This window comes from Pseudomonas sp. RW409 (assembly GCF_003184125.1).
In the GTDB taxonomy this organism is placed as follows: Bacteria; Pseudomonadota; Gammaproteobacteria; order Pseudomonadales; family Pseudomonadaceae; genus Aquipseudomonas; species Aquipseudomonas chlororaphis_I.
Genome location: NZ_QHHP01000033.1, coordinates 639,835 through 661,042 on the forward strand (window position 1 = coordinate 639,835; position 21,208 = coordinate 661,042).

Below are 21,208 nucleotides of genomic sequence, written 5' to 3' on the forward strand. Positions count from 1 at the left end.
GCAAAATTTGCATTTAAAGACAGCCCTGTCGTAACACGCACGCCCAAGTCCTCGCCCCGGTAACCCGGGCGCACCGCGAGCAGGCTCGCTACAGCAGGCGTAAGGGATGCTTTTATAAGTCCGGTACAGAAAGCTGTGGGTCGATGCTCGATGGCTCGCGATGGGACTCCTCCCCTCTTCCCACCCTTACAATCCGGGAAACAATGAAATTCCATTTAAGGAATTGATAGCACCCTAACTAAAGGTGCATGCTAGAGAGCTTTCATCGCGCTTATATCATTCCGAATGATAGTTACCTTCGGCTCATTCGATTCGTGCGATACAACCCCTGCCGAGCATCATCCGCCCATCTCAAATACATTGGCGGATGATCCATGGAACAGTCACTCAAACACTTACGCTTCCCTCTCGCATTATTGGCTGTGCTGGTGATGAGCGCCTGTGGCAAGGCACCGGAGACGGCCGCCAACATGCCCGCCGCCAAAGTCAGCGTGGCCAAGGTGCTGGAGCAACCGGTCAACGAATGGGACGAGTTCACCGGGCGCCTCGAGGCGCCTGAAACCGTCCAGATCCGCCCACGGGTTTCCGGCCAGATCGACCAGGTGGCCTTCACCGAAGGCGCCCTGGTGAAGAAAGGCGACCTGCTGTTCCAGATCGACCCACGGCCGTTCCAGGCCGAAGTACGCCGCCTGGAAGCCCAGCTGCAACAAGCCCGCGCCACCGCCACCCGCAGTGCCAATGAAGCCCAGCGCGGCCAGCGCCTGCTGACCAGCAACGCGATTTCCGCCGAACTGGCCGACACCCGCACCAGCGCCGCCCAGGAAGCCCGCGCCGGGGTCGACGCGATCCAGGCGCAACTGGACGTGGCCAAGCTCAACCTGAGCTTCACCCGGGTCACCGCGCCCATCAGCGGTCGCGTCAGCCGCGCGGAAATCACCGCCGGCAACCTGGTGACCGCCGACGTCACCCCGCTGACCAGCGTGGTCTCCACCGACAAGGTCTACGCCTACTTCGACGCCGACGAGCGTGTGTACCTCAAGTACACCCAGCTCGCCCGCCAGGGCCAGCGCGGCCAGACCACCCCGGTCTATCTCGGCCTGTCCAATGAGGATGGCCACCCGCACCTGGGCCAGATGAACTTCGTCGACAACCAGGTCAACCCGCAGACCGGCACCATCCGCGGTCGCGCGGTGTTCGACAACAGCGACGGCAGCTACACCCCGGGCCTCTATGCGCGCCTGAAACTGGTGGGCAGCGGCACCTACTCCGCCGTGCTGATCAACGACGAAGCGGTGGGGACCGACCTGGGCAAGAAGTTCGTGCTGGTGATGGACGCCGACAACAAGCCGGCGTACCGCGCCGTCGAGCTGGGGCCGAAGATCGAAGGCCTGCGCATTGTGCGCAACGGCCTGAACAAGGACGACACCATCATCGTCAAGGGTCTGCAGCGAGCCCGTCCGGGCGCGCCGGTCAGCCCTGAAGTAGTGCCGATGGCCAGCAAGGAAACCCTCGCCGCCCTGGCGCAACAACGACAAGCCCTGGAAGCCAGCAACCTGCCTCAAGTCGCCCCCGCCAAGGGCGCGCCTGAAGCGGCTGCGAAACTGGCCAGCGCTGCGACTCCACGCGGTTAAGGGAAAAGACTCAAGATGAATTTCTCCCAATTCTTCATTTCACGGCCGATCTTCGCAGCGGTGCTGTCGCTGCTGATCCTGATCGCCGGCTCCATCTCGCTGTTCCAGCTGCCCATCAGCGAATACCCGGAAGTGGTACCGCCGACCGTGGTGGTACGCGCCAACTTCCCGGGCGCCAACCCGAAAGTCATCGGCGAAACCGTGGCCGCGCCCCTGGAGCAGGCCATCACCGGCGTCGAGAACATGCTCTACATGTCCTCGCAGTCCACCGCCGACGGCAAGATCACCCTGACCATCACCTTCGCCCTGGGGACCGACCTGGACAACGCCCAGGTGCAGGTGCAGAACCGCGTGACCCGGACCGAGCCCAAGCTGCCTGAAGAGGTGACGCGCATCGGTATCACCGTGGACAAGGCATCGCCCGACCTGACCATGGTCGTGCACTTGACCTCGCCGGACAAACGCTACGACATGCTCTACCTGTCCAACTACGCCATCCTCAATATCAAGGATGAGCTGGCGCGCCTGGGCGGCGTCGGTGACGTGCAGCTGTTCGGCATGGGCGACTACTCGCTGCGGGTCTGGCTCGATCCGAACAAGACCGCTTCGCGCAACCTCACCGCCACTGACGTGGTCACCGCCATTCGCGAGCAGAACCGCCAGGTCGCCGCCGGTACCCTGGGCGCCCCGCCCGCGCCGAGCGCCACCAGCTTCCAGCTGTCGGTCAACACCCAGGGTCGCCTGGTGACCGAGGAAGAGTTCGAGAACATCATCATTCGCGCAGGCGACAACGGCGAGATCACTCGCCTGAAAGACATCGCCCGGGTCGAGCTGGGCTCCAACCAGTACGCCCTGCGTTCGCTGCTGAACAACCAGCCGGCGGTGGCGATCCCGATCTTCCAGCGCCCAGGCTCCAACGCCATCGAGATCTCCAACGAAGTGCGGGCCAAGATGGCCGAGCTGAAGCAGAGCTTCCCGCAAGGCATGGACTTCAGCATCGTCTACGACCCGACCATCTTCGTCCGCGGTTCCATCGAGGCCGTGGTGCATACCCTGTTCGAAGCACTGATCCTGGTGGTGCTGGTGGTGATCCTGTTCCTGCAGACCTGGCGCGCCTCGATCATCCCGCTGGTGGCGGTGCCCGTCTCGCTGATCGGTACCTTCGCCGTGATGCACCTGTTCGGCTTCTCGCTCAACGCCCTGTCGCTGTTCGGGCTCGTCCTGGCCATCGGTATCGTGGTGGACGACGCCATCGTGGTGGTGGAAAACGTCGAACGCAATATCGGCCTCGGCCTGAACCCGGTGGAAGCCACCAAACGCGCCATGCGCGAAGTGACCGGGCCGATCATCGCCACCGCCCTGGTGCTCTGCGCGGTGTTCGTGCCGGCGGCCTTCATCAGCGGCCTGACCGGGCAGTTCTACAAGCAGTTCGCCCTGACCATCGCGATCTCCACGGTGATCTCGGCCTTCAACTCCCTGACCCTGTCGCCGGCCCTGGCCGCGGTACTGCTCAAGGACCACCACGCACCGAAGGACCGCTTCTCCCGGCTCCTCGAAAAGCTGCTGGGTGGCTGGCTGTTCAAACCCTTCAACCGCTTCTTCGACCGTGCCAGCCATGGCTACGTCGGCACCGTGCGCCGGGTGATTCGTGGCAGCGGCATCGCCCTGTTCCTCTACGCGGGCCTGATGGTGCTGACCTGGTTCGGCTTCGCCCACACGCCGATGGGCTTCGTCCCGGCCCAGGACAAGCAATACCTGGTGGCCTTCGCCCAACTGCCGGACGCCGCGAGCCTGGACCGCACCGAGGACGTGATCAAGCGCATGTCCGACATCGCCCTGAAGCAACCGGGCGTGGAAAGCGCGGTGGCCTTCCCGGGCCTGTCGATCAACGGTTTCACCAACAGCCCGAACAACGGCATCGTGTTCGTGACCCTCAAGCCCTTCGACGAGCGCAAGGACCCGAGCATGTCCGCCGGGGCCATCGCCGGCGCCCTGAACGGCAAGTACGCCGATATCCAGGAAGCCTACATGGCGATCTTCCCACCGCCGCCGGTACAGGGCCTGGGGACCATTGGCGGTTTCCGCCTGCAGGTCGAGGACCGCAGCGGCATGGGTTACGAAGAGCTGTATAAGGAAGTGCAGAACGTCATCGCCAAGAGTCGCAGCGTGCCGGAACTGGCCGGGCTGTTCACCAGCTACCAGGTCAACGTGCCTCAGGTCGACGCGGCTATCGACCGGGAAAAGGCCAAGACCCACGGCGTGGCCATCAGCGATATCTTCGACACCCTGCAGGTCTACCTGGGCTCGCTGTACGCCAACGACTTCAACCGTTTTGGCCGTACCTACCAGGTCAACGTCCAGGCCGAACAGCAGTTCCGTCTCGAAGCCGAGCAGATCGGCCAGCTGAAAGTACGCAACAACAAGGGCGAGATGATCCCGCTGGCGACCTTCATCAAGGTCAGTGACACCGCCGGTCCCGACCGCGTGATGCACTACAACGGCTTCGTCACCGCGGAAATCAACGGCGCGGCCGCACCGGGCTACAGCTCCGGCCAGGCGGAAGCGGCGATCGAGAAACTGCTCAAGGAAGAACTGCCCAACGGCATGACCTACGAATGGACCGAACTGACCTACCAGCAGATCCTTGCCGGTAACACCGCGCTGTTCGTCTTCCCGCTCTGCGTGCTGCTGGCGTTCCTGGTACTGGCGGCGCAATACGAGAGCTGGAGCCTGCCGCTGGCGGTGATCCTGATCGTGCCGATGACCCTGCTGTCGGCCATCACCGGGGTGATCCTGTCCGGTGGCGACAACAACATCTTCACCCAGATCGGCCTGATCGTACTGGTGGGCCTGGCGTGTAAGAACGCGATCCTGATCGTCGAGTTCGCCAAGGACAAACAGGAAGAAGGCCTCGACCCGCTGGCCGCGGTGCTGGAAGCCTGCCGCCTGCGTCTGCGGCCGATCCTGATGACCTCGTTCGCCTTCATCATGGGTGTGGTGCCCCTGGTGTTCTCCAGCGGCGCCGGTGCGGAAATGCGTCATGCCATGGGTGTCGCGGTGTTCTCCGGGATGCTCGGGGTGACCTTCTTCGGCCTGCTGCTGACCCCGGTGTTCTACGTCCTGATCCGCAACTATGTGGAGCGCAGCGAAGCCCGCAAAGCGACCCGTGCCCTGAAACTGGAGGCGCAACAATGAGCCTGAAAGTCTTCCTGCCGAGCTTGCTGGTACTGGCCCTGAGTGCCTGTGCCGTCGGCCCGGACTATCAGACCCCGACGACCGAGGCGGCCAACATCACGGCCGCCACCGATGGCGCCGCGGGCCAGAAGAATTTCGACCGCGCGCGTTTCGAAGGCATCTGGTGGCAACAGTTCGACGACCCGGTGCTCAACCAACTGGTGACCCGGTCCCTGCAGGGCAACCGTGAGTTGCGCGTGGCCTTCGCCCGCCTGCGGGCCGCCCGGGCGATTCGCGACGACGCCAGCAACGATGCGATGCCGACCATCACCAGCCGCGCCAGCAGCGACCTGGCCAAGGGTCAGATCCCCGGCCAGACCACTCGCCGGGTCAACAGCGAACGCTACGATCTGGGCCTGGACATGGCCTGGGAACTGGACCTGTTCGGCCGCATCCAGCGCAACCTGGAAGCCAGCGAAGCCGACCAGCAGGCCGCCGAGGCCGACCTCTACCAGCTGCAAGTCACCATGATTGCCGAGCTGGTGGATGCCTACGGCCAACTGCGCGGCGCCCAGCTGCGGGAGAAGATCGCCCTGGCCAACCTGAACAACCAGCAGGAGTCGCGCAAGATCACCGAAAGCCTGCGTGACGCCGGCGTCGGCGATCAGCTCGACGTGGTCCGCGCCGATGCGCGCCTGGCTGCGGTAGAGGCCAGCGTGCCGCAACTGCAGGCCGAACAGGTGCGCCAGCGCAACCGTATCGCCACCCTGCTGGGCGAGCGTCCGGACAAGCTCAGCGTCGATCTTGCGCCCGCGCAGCTGCCGGCGATTGCCAAGGCCCTGCCGATCGGCGACCCGGGCGAGCTGCTGCAACGCCGTCCGGACATCCTCAGCGCCGAACGCCAGTTGGCCGCCGCCACCGCGCGGATCGGCGTGGCCAAGGCTGACCTGTTCCCCCGGGTCAGCCTCAGTGGTTTCCTCGGCTTCACCGCCGGCCGTGGTTCGCAGATCGGCTCCTCGGCCGCCAATGCCTGGGCCCTGGGCCCGAGCATCACCTGGGCCGCCTTCGACCTGGGGAGCGTGCGCGCCCGTCTGCGCGGTGCCAATGCCGACGCCGACGGCGCCCTGGCGACCTACGAGCAGCAAGTGCTGCTGGCCCTGGAAGAGTCGGAAAACGCTTTCAGCGATTACGGCAAGCGCCAGCAACGGCTGATCTCGCTGATTCGCCAGAGCGAGTCGAGCCGCGCCGCGGCCGACCTGGCACAAATCCGCTACCGCGAAGGCACCGTCGATTTCCTGGTGCTGCTCGACGCCCAGCGCGAACGCCTGGCCGCCGAAGACTCCCAGGCCCAGGCCGAGGTCGACCTGTACCGTGGCATCGTCGCCATCTACAAGGCCCTGGGTGGCGGCTGGCAGCCTGAGACGGTCGCCAGCAAGTAAGGCTTCAACCGAGCTCCTTTGGTTGGCCGCAACCAACCAAATTTTTGCCCCGTGTTCTCATTCGGTCACGGGGCTTTTTTTGGCCTGCCAAAAAGCATCGCGGGCAAGTCGGATCGCCGCCCGCTCGCTCCCACAGACGCCACTGTCCGTAGGAGCGAGGCTTGCCCGCGATAAGATCGTTCATCCACAACAACCTCTCGCCTATTCCAGCACCGTCACCGTCGCCGTAGTCCCGGCGCGCAACCTGTCCTTGCCCGGGTAATCAGGGTCGATGGCGATCCGCACCGGCACCCGCTGCGCCAGCTTGACCCAGGTGTAGCTGGGGTTGATGTTGGCCAGCAGGCGGCTGCCCTGGGAGTTCTCGCGGTCGGTAATGGCGAAGGCGATGCTCTGTACCTGGCCGCCGAAGGTCTCGCCGCTCATCAACTGGATGCGCACCGCACTGCCCTCCTCGATCCGTGGCAGCTTGGTCTCCTCGAAGTAACCGCTGATATAGAAGGAGTCGCTGTCCACCAGCGCCAGCAAGGCCGCGCCGGCGCTGGCGTAGTCGCCCTGGCGGGTCTGCAGGTTGGTCACGTAGCCGCTGACCGGGGCTTCGACCCGGGTGCGCTGCAGGTCCAGCTCGGCCTGTTTCAGCGCCGCCTGGGCCAGGTGCACGTTGGCCTGGGCCAGGCCGAGATTGGCCTGGTCGCGCAACAGGTCGGCCTGGGCCACCGCCACATCGGTATTGGACTTCTCCCACTCCTCGCCGGAAATCGCGAAGCCCTGCTTCAGGCTCCGGCGCCGACGCTCTTCGCTTTGCCGCTGCTTGAGCTGCGCCGCGCTGGCGGCGATCGCCGCTTCGGACTGGCCGAGGGTGGCGACCGCCACTTCCACCGAACGCTTGGCATGCTCCACGGCCAGGGCATATTGCGCCGGGTCGATCTCCAGCAGCAGTTGGCCCTTGTCCACGTGCTGGTTGTCCTGCACCTGCAGGCTGACAATGCGCCCGGCGACGTCCGCCGACAGGGTCACCACATCGGCCCGCACCCGCGCATCGCGAGTCCAGGGCGCGCGGGTGTAATGCTCCCAGGCGAACCAGCCCAGCACGAGCGCCAGCACTACCGCCACCAGGGTGATCGAGCGGGCCAGGGTGTTTTTCAGATTCATAGGCTTCCCATCAGCAAAATGACCGTGGCGCAGACGCAGGCATACAGCGCCCCTTCGAACAACGCTTCGTGCCAGACGAAGCGCAACACACCGAGGCGCCGCAGCCCCCAGTCCAGCAGCAGGAAAATCGGCAAGGCCAGCAACAGGGCCTGGGCGATGGGCGGCAGGTAGACGCCGCCGAATTCGAAATCAATGGGCAAGGGCCGGTTCTCCTGTTTCCGTGGGTTGCAGCATGGGGCTGTAGCGCTCCAGGAAGGCGCCGACGATCAGCAGCGAGACGCGCATGCGGAACACCGACCACAGCTGTTCGTGGGCCTGGGGCCGGTCGTCGGTGTGCAACTGGTCGAGGTAGTCGCCCAGCTCCCGCAGCCGCGCCAGCAGCTCATCCACCTCCAGCGCCGAGCGCCCGGCCACATAACGCCCGATCCGCCGCAGCAACTGCTGCAGGTCGGCGTTGGTCGCGCTGCTCAGCCAGGGGTTGTCCAGGCTCTGCTGCTTGAGCTGGTTCATCGCCACGCCCAGGGTCATGCAGGCCAGGCTGGTTTCGAAGCGCTCGGCGGAAGCCCGGTCGCCGGCGGCGGGCAACAGCCCGAGCATCTGGGTCAGGCGATCGACCATGCGGCTCTCGAAGACAAACTGCTCCTCGTCGCTGGCCGTGGTTTTCTGCAAGGCGTACACCTGCTCGCGGGTGTCGCGGAACAAGCGGCGAATGCGCAGCACCGGGTTGAACGGGAAGATAAAGGCGTACACCAGCAACGACAGCACCCCGCCGCTGACATAGGCCCCGGCGAACTCGAACCACTGGATGGCGCTGTTCTGCCAGGCGCCGATGTTCTGCGGGCCGATCATCAGCAGGCTCGACAGCCCCAGACCCATGCCGATGCCGGCGGTCATCGGGCTGGCCAGGCCCACCGCGACCGTGTACAGCAGCGGCACCAGCAACAGCGCCAGCCACTCGAAATCGCCAATCAAGGGCACCAGGGCGAAGACGTAGACCGCCGAGATCGCCAGCGCCAGGGCCTGGCCGCGCATATAGCTTTGCGCCGCCGCCAAGGGCCGCGGGAAGGTCGCCATCAGCGAACAGAGAATGCCCACCAGGACCATGCTCGAGCGCGCGCCGTCCCAGGCGGTTTCGATCCAGATCAGCCCGGCGACCAGCAGCGCGGTGAAGGCCCGCAGCGCATTCATCGCCGCCAGCGGCCAGTCCAGGTGCAAGGGATTGGCCCGGCCCTGGCGGTACAGGCAACTGGCCTGGCGACCGTCCTGGATGGCATCGCTGAACTCGAGAATGTCTTCAAGCTGCTTGAGCATCCGCGCCTGCTCCCAGCGCAGGGCCCAGGCCAGGGAACGCAAGGTGGCGGGCAAGGCGTCGGCCTCGCGCTCGGCGCGCCGCGCCTGTTCGTCGAAGCGTTGCTGCAATTGCGCGAACTGCTGCCGCGAGGCGGCGGGCAAGGCACGGCCGTGCTGCGCCAGTTCATCGAGAAACGCCAACTCGTCGGCGCGCAGTTGCTGGATCGCCTCCGGCAGCTCGCCGACCCAGCGCGCCCGCAGCAGTTCGCGCTGGTGGCGCAGCACGCTGAGGCGCGAGGTCAGCAGCACCAGCTGGTTGCCCAGCAGTTGCACCAGGCCGTCGGCACTGCGCAGGCGCGGCGCGTCGAAATACAGGTGGCGGCGCAACCCTTCCAGGGCGCTGATCTCGCCCAGCAGCTGCATCTGCCGCTTGTGGAAGTCGGCCTCGCTTTCGTCGGTGCGAATCGCCGCCGCGGCGTGGGTCGCCAGCAGCTTGAGCACCTGGTCGATCTTGGCGAAGTAACCGTGGGCCACGGCCTCCGGGCGCGCCGTCAGCAGGCTGACCACACAGACGCAGGCCACCGCCAGCAGGGTCTCGGTGACCCGGGTAATCGCCAGCGTCAGGGTATTGCCCTGCTCGGGGATCGCCAGCATCGCCACCACCACCGCGGTGTAGCCGCTGAGCACGAACGCCTGGGAACTGGTGTAGCGCAACAGGGTGCCGCCGGCGGTGCACAACGCCAGCCACAGGCCCAGGGTGACCAGGAACGGCAGCGGCGCCTGGGGGAAGATCGCCATGATCAGCACCGCCACCGCCGCCCCCAGGGTGGTGCCGATCACCTGGCCGAAGCTGCGGGCCAGGGCCATGCCCGCCAGGGGCTGGCTGACGATGATCACCGCCATCAGCGACCACTTGGGCTGGTCGAGGTCGAAGATGAACGCCAGGTACAGGGTCAGCAGGCCCGCGACGATGGTGCGCAGGGCAAAACGCAGCACCGCACCTCCCGGGTGAATGACGACCTTGAAGTAGTTGATCAGTGGCTGCATGAGTGGGTTCTGGGCAAAGGGGCACCTGCGGCTAGCGTAGTCAGTCTGCGGCCGGGAAAGCTTATCGTCCCGGCCTTCCCGGCAGGAAGGCAATTTTTCCCGAACTGTCGATCGTTCGCGCCAACCACGTGGTCAAGCAGAGTGATTGGGCCAGCCGGCGCTGCTCTTGCGGCCTGGCCCCGGCGCGAAAACCCGAGTCGTGCCCATCGACCCGCAAGCGGGTTTGACTCCGAGGGGAACCTGACCGAAGCTTGCGCCTTCGTAAAGCCGCCCCTGCCATGGATGCCTGCATGACCAAGCCCCGCCGCACCCTGTTGATCAGCCTTCTCGTCGTCCTGGCCCTGGGCCTGGCGTGGCTGTTCCTGCGCACCACGCCGCCGGTGGTGCCGGATGCGATCAAGCACGGTTACGGCAAGGCGCTGGAACAGGCGCGCAACGGCCAGCCCGGCGCCGCGCGAGTGCTGTATCAGCAGCTGGGGCGGCCCGACCTGTCGGACAGCCGGCGCATCCGCCTGCTCGCCGAGCTGCACAACTACCCCAGCCCGCAGGCGCTGAAACTGGCCGACGCCGACCTGCACCACACCGAGCCCGAGGTCCGCGAGGCAGCCATTCAGGCAGTGCTCGGCCTGGTCCCGGCGCGCCAGCGCAGCCTGCTGATCGGCCCGCTGCTGGACGACGAAGTGCAAAGCGTGCGCTTCGCCGCCGTCACCGCCCTGCTCGGCCTGTCGCCGGATGAACAAGGCCTGTATTTCGGGCCGCTGCAGCAAGTGATCGATGAGTACACCCAGGTGCTCAAGGCCCAGCCGGAGAACGTCGAGGCGCAATACCAGCTGGCGCGCCTGTACCTGCACAACGCCAACCTGGACCAGGCCCAGCAGACGCTGGAGCACGCCTTGAGCCTGCAACCGGACAACCTGCAAGCGGTGATCCTGCAACTGGAGGTGCTGGACCGCCAGGGCCGCAGCGAAGATGCCCGCAAGCTGCTGGCCAAACAACTGCAGGCACAACAGGATTCCGCCTACCTGCAACACGCCCTGGGCATGTGGCTGCTGCACCACGACCAGAGCGAGTTCGCCCTGCTCGGCCTGTCCCGCGCCGTGGAGCTGGAGCCGAACAACGCCGACTACCGCTACGACCTGGCCACCACCCTGCACAGCGAAGAAGAGCTGGAAGCGGCGCAGAAACAGCTCGAGGAAATCGTCCAGCGCCAACCCGCCAACCGCAAGGCGCGGGTGCTGCTGATCAAATACTGGAAGGAAAGCGGCCAGCTGCAGAACGTGCAGATCCTCCTGGCCCAGCTGGAACAACAGAACCCCGACGATCCGGCCTTGCAGCAAGGTCTGTAAACCCGCGCCGCCGGACGATATTTCAATGTCGCACCCGCCCCTGTAGCCGCTGCCGCAGGCTGCGATCGCCTGCGTAGCAGGCGCAAGATTTACCTGATCCATCGTGGAGCCCGGTCTTGCGGTTGCTACGCAACCGATCGCAGCCTCGCGGGCTCGGCAGCGGCTACAGGGCTGCAGGGCTTAGAGGTGTCACGCCAGCAGGCGCTGGATCTGCTCTTGCAGGCTGTTGAGGTCGAAGGGCTTGGCCAGGATCGGCGCGCTTCTGGCGATCGGGCTGCCGGATTCGAGAATCTCGGTGGGATAGCCGCTGATGAAAATCACCTTGAGGTCCGGACGCAGCTTCACCGCGGGCTCGGCGATCATCACCCCGGTAATCCCGCCCGGCAGCCGGTAGTCGGTGATCATCACATCCAGGTGCGGTTTGCTGGCGAGGATCTCGAATGCCTGCTCGCCGTTCTCCGCCTGCAAAACCCGGTAGCCCAGGCCCGACAGGTAGTCGGCGAGCAACATCAGAATCACCGGTTCATCTTCGACGATCAGTACGACGTCTTGTGCATCTTCACTCATGAGAAGCCTTTGTTCGGTCAATAGCTGCTGATACGACCATTCGGTCATCCAGAAGGTTGCGTGGGCGCCGGTGTTTTCCTACAGCGGCAGACAAACGCGAAACAGCGCACCTTCGCCGATCCTGCTGTCGACTTCAATGGTGCCGCCATGGGCGGTGACGATCTGCTCGGAAATGAACAACCCAAGCCCGAGCCCGGCCACCGCATGATTGACAGAGACGCGCTCGAACTGCTGGAAGATACGCGCCTGGTTTTCCTCGCTGATGCCGATCCCGTGATCGCGCACTTCGACCCGCGCCTGCCCGTCCGCGCTGTAGACCCGCACTTCGATCGGGCTCTTGGCGCCATACCGCAAGGCATTGGTCAGCAGGTTGGAGATCACCTGTTCGATACGGAACTCGTCCCACTGGCCGAGCACCGAGCCTTCGGCGCTCAGGGCGATCGAGGATTCGGCGGCCTCGACCTGGGGCGCGAAATTCTCCAGCAGGCCACGCACCAGCTGTACCAGGTCGACCTGGCTCGGGCGGATCGACAGCTTGCCGGTCCGGATCCGCGAGATGTCCAGCATGTCTTCGATCAGGCGGATCAGGCTTTTGATCTGGCGCTCATCGCGCTCGACCATGGCCTGCATCTTGTCCAGGGTGAACGCGGAAGCATTGTCGCGGGCCAGGTGCATCTTGCGCAGCTGGGTCTCCAGGATCAGGCCGTTCAACGGCGTGCGCACCTCGTGGGCGACGATCGACATGAAGTCGTCACGCATGCGCACCGCCTGCTCCAGTTCGTTCTGGGTCGCCTGCAACTGCTTGAGCAGCGCCCCCTGCTCGCGCCGGCTCTGCTCCAGGGCTTCGACCTGCTGCTTCATGGCCTTGCTCTGCCGGTACAGGTCGACGAACACATTGACCTTGCTCTTCACCGCATGGATATCCAGCGGCTTGTGCAGGAAGTCCACCGCGCCGCTCTCATAGCCCTTGAAGGCATAGTCGAGCTCGCGCCCGGCGGCGCTGACGAACACGATGGGGATGTTCTTGGTCTTCTCGGTGCCGCGCATCAGCTCGGCCAGCTCGAAGCCGTTCATGCCGGGCATCTGCACATCGAGGATGGCCATGGCGAACTCATGCTCGAGCAACAGCGACAACGCCTCGTCCGCTGACAGCGCCTTGTACACCTGGCGATCCTCGCGCTTGATCAGCGCTTCGAGGGCCAGCAGGTTCTCTGGCAGATCGTCGACGATCAGCAGCTTGGCTTGGATATTACTTAACATGCGATTCGTTCCAGCTCGACAAGCAGACGGCTGATGCCGTGCAAAGGGAGAATGTAATCCGGTCGGTGCAGCGCGATGGCCGCCTCGGGCATGGTCGCCACCTGGGCCTCGGCCGGGTCCTGGACAATGCTCAGGCCGCCGCGTCGCTTGACCTGGGCCAGGCCATGGGCGCCGTCCTGGTTGGCCCCGGTCAGCAGCACCGCGGCCAGGCGCGGGCCATAGGCATCGGCGGCGGAGTCGAACAGGTAATCGATCGAGGGACGCGAATGATGCACGCGCTCCTCCTGGCTCAGGGACAGGCTGCGGTCCTGCTCCACCGACAAGTGATAACCGGGCGCGGCGAAATACAGGGTGCCGCGCTCGATGCTCTCCTTGTCGCGGGCCTCTTTCACCGGCAGCGCCAGGCGCAGGGCGAACAGCTCGGCCAACTGGCTGCGATGTTCTTCGGGCAGGTGCAGCACCACCACGATCGGCAGGCTGAAACCCTCGGGGAACGCGCTGAAGATTTTCAGCAGCGCCTCGACGCCGCCGGCCGACGCGCCTATCACGATGGCCTCGACCCGCGGCAAGGCGGATTGCCTGATGACGTCGTCGTTCATGATTTGCGGTAGATCCGTTCTTGTTTGACCAGCGGCTCGAAGTGCTGGGCATAGGCCGAGAAGTCCAGGGTTTCCTTGCTGCCCAGCACCAGGAAGCCCCGATGGCAGAGCGACTCGTGGAACAGGCCGAAGGCGCGGTCCTGCAACTTCTTGTTGAAATAGATCAGCACGTTGCGACAGGAAATCAGCTGGGTTTCGGAGAACACGCTGTCGGTCGCCAGGCTGTGGTCGGCGAAGGTCACGTTCTCGCGCAGGGTCTTGTCGAAGATCGCGTAGTCGTAGGCCGCCGTGTAGTAGTCGGCAAAGGAGCGCAAACCGCCGGCCTGCTGGTAGTTCTGGGTGTAGGCGCGAATGTTCTCCAGGGAAAAGATGCCTTGCTTGGCCTTCTCCAGGGAGCTGGGATTGATGTCGGTGGCGTAGATGATGGTGCGCTCGAGCAACCCTTCCTCGCGCAACAGGATGGCCATCGAATAGACCTCCTCGCCCGTGCTGCAGCCGGCGATCCAGATCTTGATCGAGGGATAGGTCTTGAGCAGCGGCACCACTTCCTGGCGGATCGCCAGGAAGTGCGACGGGTCGCGGAACATCTCGCTGACCGGGATCGTCAGGAACTGCAGCAGCTGCATGAACGCGCCCGGATCATGCAGCACCCGCTCCTGCAGGGCGGAAATGGTCTTGCATTCGAACTGACGCAGCGCATGGTTGATCCGGCGCTTGATCGAGGCGCCGGAGTAATCGCGGAAGTCGTAGCTGTACTTGAGGTAGATAGCTTCGATCAACAGGCGCAGTTCGATCTCGGTATTGCGCTCCACTAGATTCTTTCCATCTTGGGTAACCAGACTCGAATAAGGGAAAACAGCCGGTCGAGGTCGATCGGCTTGGCCAGGTAATCGTTGGCGCCGGCCTGCAGGCAACGCTCCTGATCGTCCTTCATGGCCTTGGCGGTCACCGCGATGATCGGCAGCTTGCGCCAGCGCGGCTGCTTGCGGATTTCCAGGGTGGCTTCGTAACCATCCATCTCGGGCATCATCACGTCCATCAGCACCAGGTCGATGTCCTCGACTTCATCGAGCTTGGCGATCGCCTCATGGCCATTGCGACCGATGACCACGATCGCGCCCTTCTGCTCCAGGGCGCTGGTGAGGGCGAAGATATTGCGCACATCGTCGTCCACCAGCAGGACCTTGCGCCCCTCGAAGACCTTGTCGCGGCTGCGGGCGGCCTTGAGCATCTTCTGCCGCTCATGGGACAGCTGGGACTCGACCTTGTGCAGGAACAGCGTCACTTCGTCCAGCAGGCGCTCGGGCGAACGCGCGCCCTTGATGATGATCGAGCGCGAATACTTGCGCAGCTCCGCCTCTTCGTCGCGGGTCAGGTTGCGCCCGGTGTAGACGATCACCGGCGGGAAGGAGCAGATGTCCTCGGTGGACATGCGCTTGAGCAGGTCGTTGCCGAGCATGTCCGGCAGCTTCAGGTCGATGACCATGCAGTCGTAGAGGTTGTCGCGCAGCAGCTCCAGGGCCTCCTGGGCCAGGCCGACGGCGGTGATCTCGATGTCGTCGTCGCCGATCAGCCGGGCGATGCTGTCGCGCTGCAGGTCGTCGTCCTCCACCAGCAGCACGCGCTTGACCTTCTGGGTGAGCTTGGCTTCCAGGCGGGCGAACACGTCCTTGAGTTCTTCGCGGGTGGTGGGCTTGACCGCATAGCCGATGGCGCCCATGTGCATGGCGGCCTCGACCCGGTCTTCCACGGAAATCACATGCACCGGGATGTGCCGGGTGCTGGCGTGCGCCTTGAGGCGCTGCAACACCGTCAGGCCGGAATGATCCGGCAGGCGCATGTCCAGCAGGATCGCGTCCGGTACGAACTGCTCGGCCAGGCTGTAGCCCTCGTCGGCGCCGTGGGCCACCAGGCACTGGTAACCCAGCTCGTGGGCCAGGTCATACAGGATGTGGGCAAAGTTCGGCTCGTCCTCCACCACCAGGATGCAGCGGGTGGCGAACGGCGCCTTGTCGCGATCGTCGGCGAAACGCGGAATCTCCACCTCAGGCACCAGGGGGGCCGGCGCCGGAGCCGGTTGGTTCGGCGCCTGGGTCAGCGGCGCAGCGACTGGCTTGAGTTCGCCCTGTTGCTCTGCCGCACGCTCGACGTACTGCTCCGGCAGCACCAGGGTGAAGACACTGCCCTGCCCCGGCTCGCTGGCGACCGTGATCGAACCGCCGAGCAGCGCCGCCAGGTCACGGGAAATCGACAACCCCAGGCCCGTGCCGCCGTAACGGCGGTTGGTGGTGCCGTCGGCCTGGCGGAAGGCTTCGAAGATGCTTTCCTGCTGCTCCGGGGCGATGCCGATGCCCGAGTCGCGCACGATAAAGGCAATGCCCGCCTCGGGCTGCTGCGACACGCTCAGGCTGACCTGGCCCTTCTCGGTGAACTTCACGGCGTTGGACAGCAGGTTCTTGAGAATCTGCTCGACCCGCTGGCGGTCGGTGAACAGCATCTGCGGCGTACCGGGCTGCAACTCGACACGAAATTCCAGGCCCTTGTCCGCCGTCAACGGCTGGAACAGCCCGCGCAGGCCCTCGACCAGGCGCGCGACGCTGGTGTTTTCCGGACGCACTTCGAGCTTGCCGGCTTCTACCTTGGAAATGTCGAGAATGTCGTTGATCAGGTTGAGCAGATCGTTGCCCGCCGAATAAATCGACTCGGCGAACTGCACCTGTTCGGCGCTGAGGTTTTCCTGGGGGTTTTCCGCCAGCAGCTTGGCCAGGATCAGCGAGCTGTTCAGCGGCGTGCGCAGCTCGTGGGACATATTGGCGAGGAATTCCGACTTGTACTTGCTCGACCGCTGCAGCTCCTCGGCGCGCTCTTGCAACTGCACCTGGGCCTGGTTCAGCTCGCCGTTCTTGCGGTCCATGGCGTCGCGCTGCTGCGCCAGCGCCTGGGCCTGCTCGGCCAGTTGCTCGTTGGTCTGTTCCAGCTCCACCTGCTGGGCTTCCAGGTGCACCTGGGATTCCTTGAGCACCCGCGACTGTTCCTCGAGCTCTTCGTTGGCGGTCTTCAGCTCTTCCTGCTGCACCTGCAGCTCTTCGTTGAGTTGCTGGGTCTCGGCCAGCACTTCCTGCAGGCGCTGGCGATAACGCGCGGCTTCGATGGCGGTGCCGATATTACCGGCGATCAGCTCCAGGAACTCGACATCGCGCTCGCTGAGGGCGCGCAGGAAGCCCAGTTCGATCACCCCGTTGACCCGGTCGTCGTCGCTGGTCGGCACCACCAGCACGCTGCGCGGCACGCCATCGCCCAGGCCGGAGCTGACCTTGAAATAATCGACGGGCACCTCGTCCAGGCGGATCAGCCGGTCCTGCTGGGCCGCCTGCCCGACCATGCCTTCACCGATGAAAATCGACTGTTCGCGTTCTTCCTGCTCGCGGGAGAAGCCATAGGCGGCCACGCGCTTGAGGCCACCGTGCTCTTCACGCACGTACAGCGCCGCCACGGCGCTGCCCAGGTATTGCGCGCAGAACTGCAGGATATTGCGCCCCAGCAGGTTCAGCGTCAGTTGCCCGAGCAACTGCTCGGCCAGTTCGGTCTGGCCACTGCGCAGCCAGGCCTGTTGCGCCAGGCTCTGGGCGCTTTTCTGCTGGGCGGCTAGGTTGGCGCTGTAGCTCTTCGACAGGTTGAGCAGGTCGCGGCGACCGATAAAGGCCAGCAGGCCACTGATAACCACCACGAACAGCAGGTACAGGACCACGCTGAGGACCGTGGTACGGGTGACGTTCTCGTTGCGATCGACCCGCAGCTGCTGCTCCATCGCCACTGCTTCGTCGTATTCCTTGCGCATCTGGTCGGTCAGGCGCTTGCCCCGGCCGGACTGCACCGAGCGGCGATAATCGCCCTCCTGGCGACGCATCTCGATCATGCTTTTCGCGTGCAGGCCCCACTCTTCCTGCAAGGCTTCCAGGCGCTTGAAGCGATCGACCTGCTGCGGATTGTCCGCCACCAGCCCCCGCAACTCGCGCAGCTCGCTGAAGATCTGCGGCTTGGCCACTTCATACGGGTCGAGGAAATGCTCGTCGCCGGTGATCAGGAAGCCGCGCATGCCGGTTTCCAGGTCGACCGTCAGCTTGGCGGCCTGGTTGATGCTGTTGATCACCCGGTCGCTGTGCTGGACCCACTGGATCGCCGAGAGCAGATAGCTGATCAGGGACACGAAGACCACCGCGCTGAGCACGCCCACCCCCAGGGGAAGCGCGATGTTGCGGCTTAGCAGCTTGCGAAAACTCTGTTCATCAACCGAAGACGGGGAGCTCATTGAAAGGCCTTGGTGAAGTGTCAAAATCCATGGAGTTTGCCCCAAAGGGGGGCAGCGCATCTATTCTTCCGACAAGCTCGGTGGCAATTTTTCATCCTGCACTGCCCGCCCTCGATCAGACAGGTTATTCTGGCACAGCTTGTACAGAATTACTTTTTTGTACAGCTTCGGAAACTTGTCATTGCGCGTCATTTACTGATGCAAGAGACAAGCACCTTTTTCCGCCGCCGTCCTTTTTTTCCATTTTTTTCGAGAGCCTTGCCATGTCCCCCACCGATTCCACCATCCTGGTCGTCGAAGACGACGCCATCGTGCGCATGCTGATTGTCGATGTGCTGGAGGAGCTGGAATTCAAGGTGCTGGAAGCCTCGGGCAGCGAAGAAGCCCTGACCCGGTTGCAGGACAGCGCACTGCAAATCGACCTGATGATGACCGACGTCGGCCTGCCCGGCATGGACGGCAAGGAACTGGCGGCCCGCGCCCGCACCTTGCGCCCGGAGCTGCCGGTGCTGTTCGCCAGCGGCTACGCGGAAAACATCGAGGTGCCCGCCGGCATGACGGTGATCGGCAAGCCCTTCTCCATCGACCAGTTGCGCGACAAGGTCCGCGCCATCCTCGGCTGAACCCCCGGTAACCCGCTCCGAGCCGACCAGCGCCTGGGCCATGGGCGCCGAGGCGGCCGCGCCAGCGCCCTGCTGTGGTTTAATGGCGCCCCCGCAAACACCCCCGCGCTTTTCAGGAATACCCACCCATGAGTCCGACCGCCGCCACCAAAGTCCTGGTCATTGGTTACGTCTGGCCCGAACCCCGCTCCTCGGCGGCCAGCGGGCACCTGATGCAGATCCTCCAGGTCCTGCTCGGGCAAGGCTGGGACATCACCTTCAGCAGCCCGGCCAACCCTGGCGAGCACAAGGAAGACCTCAGCGCCCTGGGCATCCGCGAGTGCCCGATCGAACTGAACAACAGCAGTTTCGACCGCTTCATCGCCGAACTGGCGCCGGATATCGTGCTGTTCGACCAGTTCATGATGGAGGAACAGTTCGGCTGGCGCGTCGAGCAGCAGTGCCCCGGCGCCCTGCGCGTGCTGGAGACTTCCGACCTGCAGAGCCTGCGTCACGCCCGCCATCAGCGCCTCAAGGAGCGCCTGGGCGCCTGCGACGACAATGATGACTTCAGCGCCCTGTTCGCCCCCGCCGCCGAGCAGGAGTTCGCCGGCATGGCCGAGACCGACCAGGCCCGGCGCGAGATCGCCGCGCTGTACCGCTGCGACCTGAGCCTGATGATCTCCGAGTTCGAAATCGATCTGCTGGTCAAGCAATTCGGCCTGCCGCCGGCCCTGCTGCACTGGTGCCCACTGATGCCCGAGCAGATGCCGCACAGCTATGTGCCCTTCGCCGAACGGGCGCACTTCCTGAGCATCGGCAACTTCCGCCACGCGCCGAACTGGGACGCGGTGCTCTGGATGAAAAACGCCGTCTGGCCGCTGATCCGCCAGCAACTGCCGGGCGCGCAACTGCATATCTATGGCGCCTACACCCCGCCCAAGGCCGCGGCCCTGCACAATCCGGCCCAGGGTTTCCAGGTGATGAACTGGGCCGAGGATGCCTTGGAGGTCATGTCCGCCGCGCGGATCTGCCTGGCGCCGCTGCGTTTCGGCGCGGGCATCAAGGGCAAGCTGCTGGACGCCATGCTCTGTGGTACGCCGAGTGTCACCACCCCGGTCGGCGCCGAAGCCATGCACGGCGACGCGCCATGGCCGGGAGCGGTGGCCGAGTCGGCCAGCGCCATCGCCGCGGCGGCGGTGCGCCTGTATCAGGACCAGGCATTGTGGAGCGCGGCCCAGGAACAGGGTCGCCAGCTGTTGCTTGCGCGCTATCGGCAACAGGTCCACGGCCCGGCCCTGATCGAGCGCCTGCAGCACTGCCGGGCGAACCTGGCGCAACTGCGCCGCGATAACTTCACCGGCGGCATGCTGCGTCACCATCACCACAAGAGCACCCAGTACATGGCGCAGTGGATCGAGGCGAAAAACCGCCTGGCCTGAGGCTCCTGTAGCCGCTGCCGCAGGCGTCAAGAGCGCGCCCCTTCGGGGCGATCGCAGCCTTCGGCAGCGGCTACAGAAACCGAGCCGTGCCTCGATCTGTCAGCCGGCACAAACCCTGTAGCCGCTGCCGGGCACCAGCGAGGCTGCGATAGGGCCGCAGGCCCTCAGCGATCTTGAGAACGCCGCGCCCGAGCGCCTGCAGGGATCTCCTGGCCAGCACTGGTGCTGGATATCCGATGGAGGCATGATCTGGCGCAACAACGATAAGAAAGCGCAGCGCCATGAGCCGATCAGCGAGAGTCACCGACCCTTCCTACGAATTGATGGACGACCACAACGGTCTGTCGATCATCTATCGCCAGCACGGCTTCCCCTGCCCCCTGGTGCGCTGGCATTTCCACAAGGAGTACGAGCTGCACCTGATCGTCGCCAGCTCCGGCAAGGTGTTCATCGGCGACTACATCGGCAACTTCTACCCCGAATCGCTGTTCCTCACCGGCCCCAACCTGCCCCACAACTGGATCAGCCAGGTGGCCGAGGACGAAGTGGTGCCCAAGCGCGACATGCTGGTGAACTTCACCGACGAGCTGTTCGAAAGCGGCTATCAGGTGTTCGCCGAACTCAAGAGCCTGACCCCGCTGCTGGAGCGCGCGCAGTGCGGCATCGAGTTCCGCTGCAAGCGCACCATCGCCCAGGCCATGGACCTGATGCAGCGCATCGCCGACTCCAGCGGCATCACTCGCCTCGGGCACTTTTTCATCCTGCTGGAACTGCTGGCGGCCTGTGACGACTACCAGTTGCTGTCCGGCGCCACCAACGTGCAACTGGCCGACGAGCACAACGTCGACCGCACCAACCGCGCGGTGGACTACATCTTCGCCCACTACGCCCGCGAGCTGCCGCTGGAAGAAGTCGCCGACTACCTGGGCATGAAACCCACCTACTTCTCCCGGGTGTTCAAGCAGGCCACCGGCCGCTGCTTCGTCGAGTTCGTCAACCGCCTGCGCATCAGCAAATCCTGCGAACTGCTGGCCGACGGTGACAAGCCGGTGACCGACGTGTGCTTCGAGTCCGGCTTCAACAACATCTCCAACTTCAACCGGCGCTTCCAGCAACTCAAGGGCATGACCCCTTCCCACTACCGGCGCCTGGCCGTGCAGCGCCTGACCGAACAGAACCTGGCCTGACCCCACAAACACCGTCGCCCCCTGTAGGAGCGAGGCTTGCCCGCGATGCAGGCACTGCGGTGTGTCAGGCATTGTGCGGCGTGGCTATCGCGGGCAAGTCGGATCGCCGCCCGCTCGCTCCTACAGACACAAACACACGCCCCCCGAAACGCGCTCCGTTCAGCTG

15 protein-coding genes are annotated in these 21,208 nt (G+C 64.7%); 7 read left to right on the forward strand and 8 right to left on the reverse strand.

Annotated elements, in window-relative coordinates; translation table 11 throughout:
* Positions 1-374 precede the first annotated feature (374 nt).
* The 3 genes from mexE to DK261_RS16120 are packed head-to-tail and all read left to right on the forward strand — an operon-like array spanning position 375 to position 6,244.
* Positions 375-1,631: a multidrug efflux RND transporter periplasmic adaptor subunit MexE gene (gene mexE, locus DK261_RS16110; protein ID WP_101282605.1), complete on the forward strand. Its 1,257-nt coding sequence runs from the start codon at positions 375-377 to the stop codon at positions 1,629-1,631.
* A 15-nt stretch (positions 1,632-1,646) separates the two neighbouring features.
* Positions 1,647-4,826: an efflux RND transporter permease subunit gene (locus DK261_RS16115; protein ID WP_110175981.1), complete on the forward strand. Its 3,180-nt coding sequence runs from the start codon at positions 1,647-1,649 to the stop codon at positions 4,824-4,826.
* Positions 4,823-6,244, forward strand: coding sequence for an efflux transporter outer membrane subunit (locus tag DK261_RS16120; RefSeq protein ID WP_110175982.1), 1,422 nt, complete (start codon positions 4,823-4,825; stop codon positions 6,242-6,244). Before DK261_RS16115 ends, DK261_RS16120 begins: the two co-directional genes overlap by 4 nt.
* 201 nt (positions 6,245-6,445) lie before the next feature.
* On the opposite strand, the gene DK261_RS16125 is transcribed toward DK261_RS16120, so the two are convergent.
* Genes DK261_RS16125 through DK261_RS16135 form a run of 3 tightly spaced genes read right to left on the reverse strand, consistent with a single transcriptional unit; the run spans position 6,446 to position 9,730 of the window.
* Positions 6,446-7,393 (reverse strand): HlyD family secretion protein, encoded by a 948-nt coding sequence (locus DK261_RS16125; RefSeq protein ID WP_009049258.1) that lies wholly within the window; start codon positions 7,391-7,393, stop codon positions 6,446-6,448.
* Positions 7,390-7,593 carry a DUF1656 domain-containing protein gene (locus tag DK261_RS16130; RefSeq protein WP_007924845.1) on the reverse strand — a complete coding sequence of 68 codons (204 nt, stop codon included), beginning with the start codon at positions 7,591-7,593 and terminating at the stop codon, positions 7,390-7,392. Before DK261_RS16130 ends, DK261_RS16125 begins: the two co-directional genes overlap by 4 nt.
* Positions 7,583-9,730, reverse strand: a complete 2,148-nt coding sequence (locus tag DK261_RS16135) for an FUSC family protein (protein WP_041983560.1) — start codon at positions 9,728-9,730, stop codon at positions 7,583-7,585. Before DK261_RS16135 ends, DK261_RS16130 begins: the two co-directional genes overlap by 11 nt.
* Positions 9,731-10,020: 290 nt before the next feature.
* On the opposite strand from DK261_RS16135, the gene DK261_RS16140 reads away from it, so the two are divergent.
* A complete protein-coding gene (locus tag DK261_RS16140; protein WP_110175983.1) occupies positions 10,021-11,076 on the forward strand; it encodes a tetratricopeptide repeat protein in 1,056 nt (351 codons plus the stop codon).
* A 189-nt stretch (positions 11,077-11,265) separates the two neighbouring features.
* Here DK261_RS16140 and DK261_RS16145 read toward each other — a convergent pair whose 3' ends face one another.
* The 5 genes from DK261_RS16145 to DK261_RS16165 form a co-directional block, all read right to left on the reverse strand.
* Positions 11,266-11,643 carry a response regulator gene (locus DK261_RS16145; protein ID WP_009049261.1) on the reverse strand — a complete coding sequence of 126 codons (378 nt, stop codon included), beginning with the start codon at positions 11,641-11,643 and terminating at the stop codon, positions 11,266-11,268.
* A gap of 78 nt (positions 11,644-11,721) precedes the next feature.
* Entirely contained in the window at positions 11,722-12,903 is a 1,182-nt protein-coding gene (locus tag DK261_RS16150) for a hybrid sensor histidine kinase/response regulator (RefSeq protein WP_053269187.1), read from the reverse strand.
* Positions 12,897-13,502: a chemotaxis protein CheB gene (locus DK261_RS16155; RefSeq protein ID WP_103330647.1), complete on the reverse strand. Its 606-nt coding sequence runs from the start codon at positions 13,500-13,502 to the stop codon at positions 12,897-12,899. The genes DK261_RS16150 and DK261_RS16155 overlap by 7 nt, the downstream gene beginning before the upstream one ends.
* Entirely contained in the window at positions 13,499-14,314 is an 816-nt protein-coding gene (locus tag DK261_RS16160) for a protein-glutamate O-methyltransferase CheR (protein ID WP_110175984.1), read from the reverse strand. Before DK261_RS16160 ends, DK261_RS16155 begins: the two co-directional genes overlap by 4 nt.
* Complete coding sequence (locus DK261_RS16165; RefSeq protein WP_038632758.1) at positions 14,314-17,811, reverse strand: response regulator; 3,498 nt, start codon at positions 17,809-17,811, stop codon at positions 14,314-14,316. The genes DK261_RS16160 and DK261_RS16165 overlap by 1 nt, the downstream gene beginning before the upstream one ends.
* A 263-nt stretch (positions 17,812-18,074) precedes the next feature.
* Here DK261_RS16165 and DK261_RS16170 point away from each other — a divergent pair, with 263 nt between their 5' ends.
* The 3 genes from DK261_RS16170 (at position 18,075) to DK261_RS16180 (ending at position 21,042) form a co-directional block, all read left to right on the forward strand.
* On the forward strand, positions 18,075-18,434 hold the full coding sequence (locus tag DK261_RS16170; protein ID WP_009049266.1) for a response regulator: 360 nt from the start codon (positions 18,075-18,077) through the stop codon (positions 18,432-18,434).
* Between the two features lie 128 nt (positions 18,435-18,562).
* Entirely contained in the window at positions 18,563-19,855 is a 1,293-nt protein-coding gene (locus DK261_RS16175; protein WP_028682578.1) for a glycosyltransferase, read from the forward strand.
* Between the two features lie 281 nt (positions 19,856-20,136).
* The gene (locus DK261_RS16180; protein ID WP_016703823.1) at positions 20,137-21,042 is read left to right on the forward strand and encodes an AraC family transcriptional regulator; all 906 of its coding nucleotides are present in this window, start codon (positions 20,137-20,139) and stop codon (positions 21,040-21,042) included.
* Positions 21,043-21,208: the final 166 nt, after the last annotated feature.

Coding starts and splice junctions, on each gene's coding strand:
- mexE (WP_101282605.1), top strand. CDS start 375: ATGGAACAGTCACTCAAACACTTACGCTTCCCTCTCGCATTATTGGCT.
- DK261_RS16115 (WP_110175981.1), top strand. CDS start 1,647: ATGAATTTCTCCCAATTCTTCATTTCACGGCCGATCTTCGCAGCGGTG.
- DK261_RS16120 (WP_110175982.1), top strand. CDS start 4,823: ATGAGCCTGAAAGTCTTCCTGCCGAGCTTGCTGGTACTGGCCCTGAGT.
- DK261_RS16125 (WP_009049258.1), bottom strand. CDS start 7,393: ATGAATCTGAAAAACACCCTGGCCCGCTCGATCACCCTGGTGGCGGTA.
- DK261_RS16135 (WP_041983560.1), bottom strand. CDS start 9,730: ATGCAGCCACTGATCAACTACTTCAAGGTCGTCATTCACCCGGGAGGT.
- DK261_RS16140 (WP_110175983.1), top strand. CDS start 10,021: ATGACCAAGCCCCGCCGCACCCTGTTGATCAGCCTTCTCGTCGTCCTG.
- DK261_RS16145 (WP_009049261.1), bottom strand. CDS start 11,643: ATGAGTGAAGATGCACAAGACGTCGTACTGATCGTCGAAGATGAACCG.
- DK261_RS16150 (WP_053269187.1), bottom strand. CDS start 12,903: ATGTTAAGTAATATCCAAGCCAAGCTGCTGATCGTCGACGATCTGCCA.
- DK261_RS16155 (WP_103330647.1), bottom strand. CDS start 13,502: ATGAACGACGACGTCATCAGGCAATCCGCCTTGCCGCGGGTCGAGGCC.
- DK261_RS16165 (WP_038632758.1), bottom strand. CDS start 17,811: ATGAGCTCCCCGTCTTCGGTTGATGAACAGAGTTTTCGCAAGCTGCTA.
- DK261_RS16170 (WP_009049266.1), top strand. CDS start 18,075: ATGTCCCCCACCGATTCCACCATCCTGGTCGTCGAAGACGACGCCATC.
- DK261_RS16175 (WP_028682578.1), top strand. CDS start 18,563: ATGAGTCCGACCGCCGCCACCAAAGTCCTGGTCATTGGTTACGTCTGG.
- DK261_RS16180 (WP_016703823.1), top strand. CDS start 20,137: ATGAGCCGATCAGCGAGAGTCACCGACCCTTCCTACGAATTGATGGAC.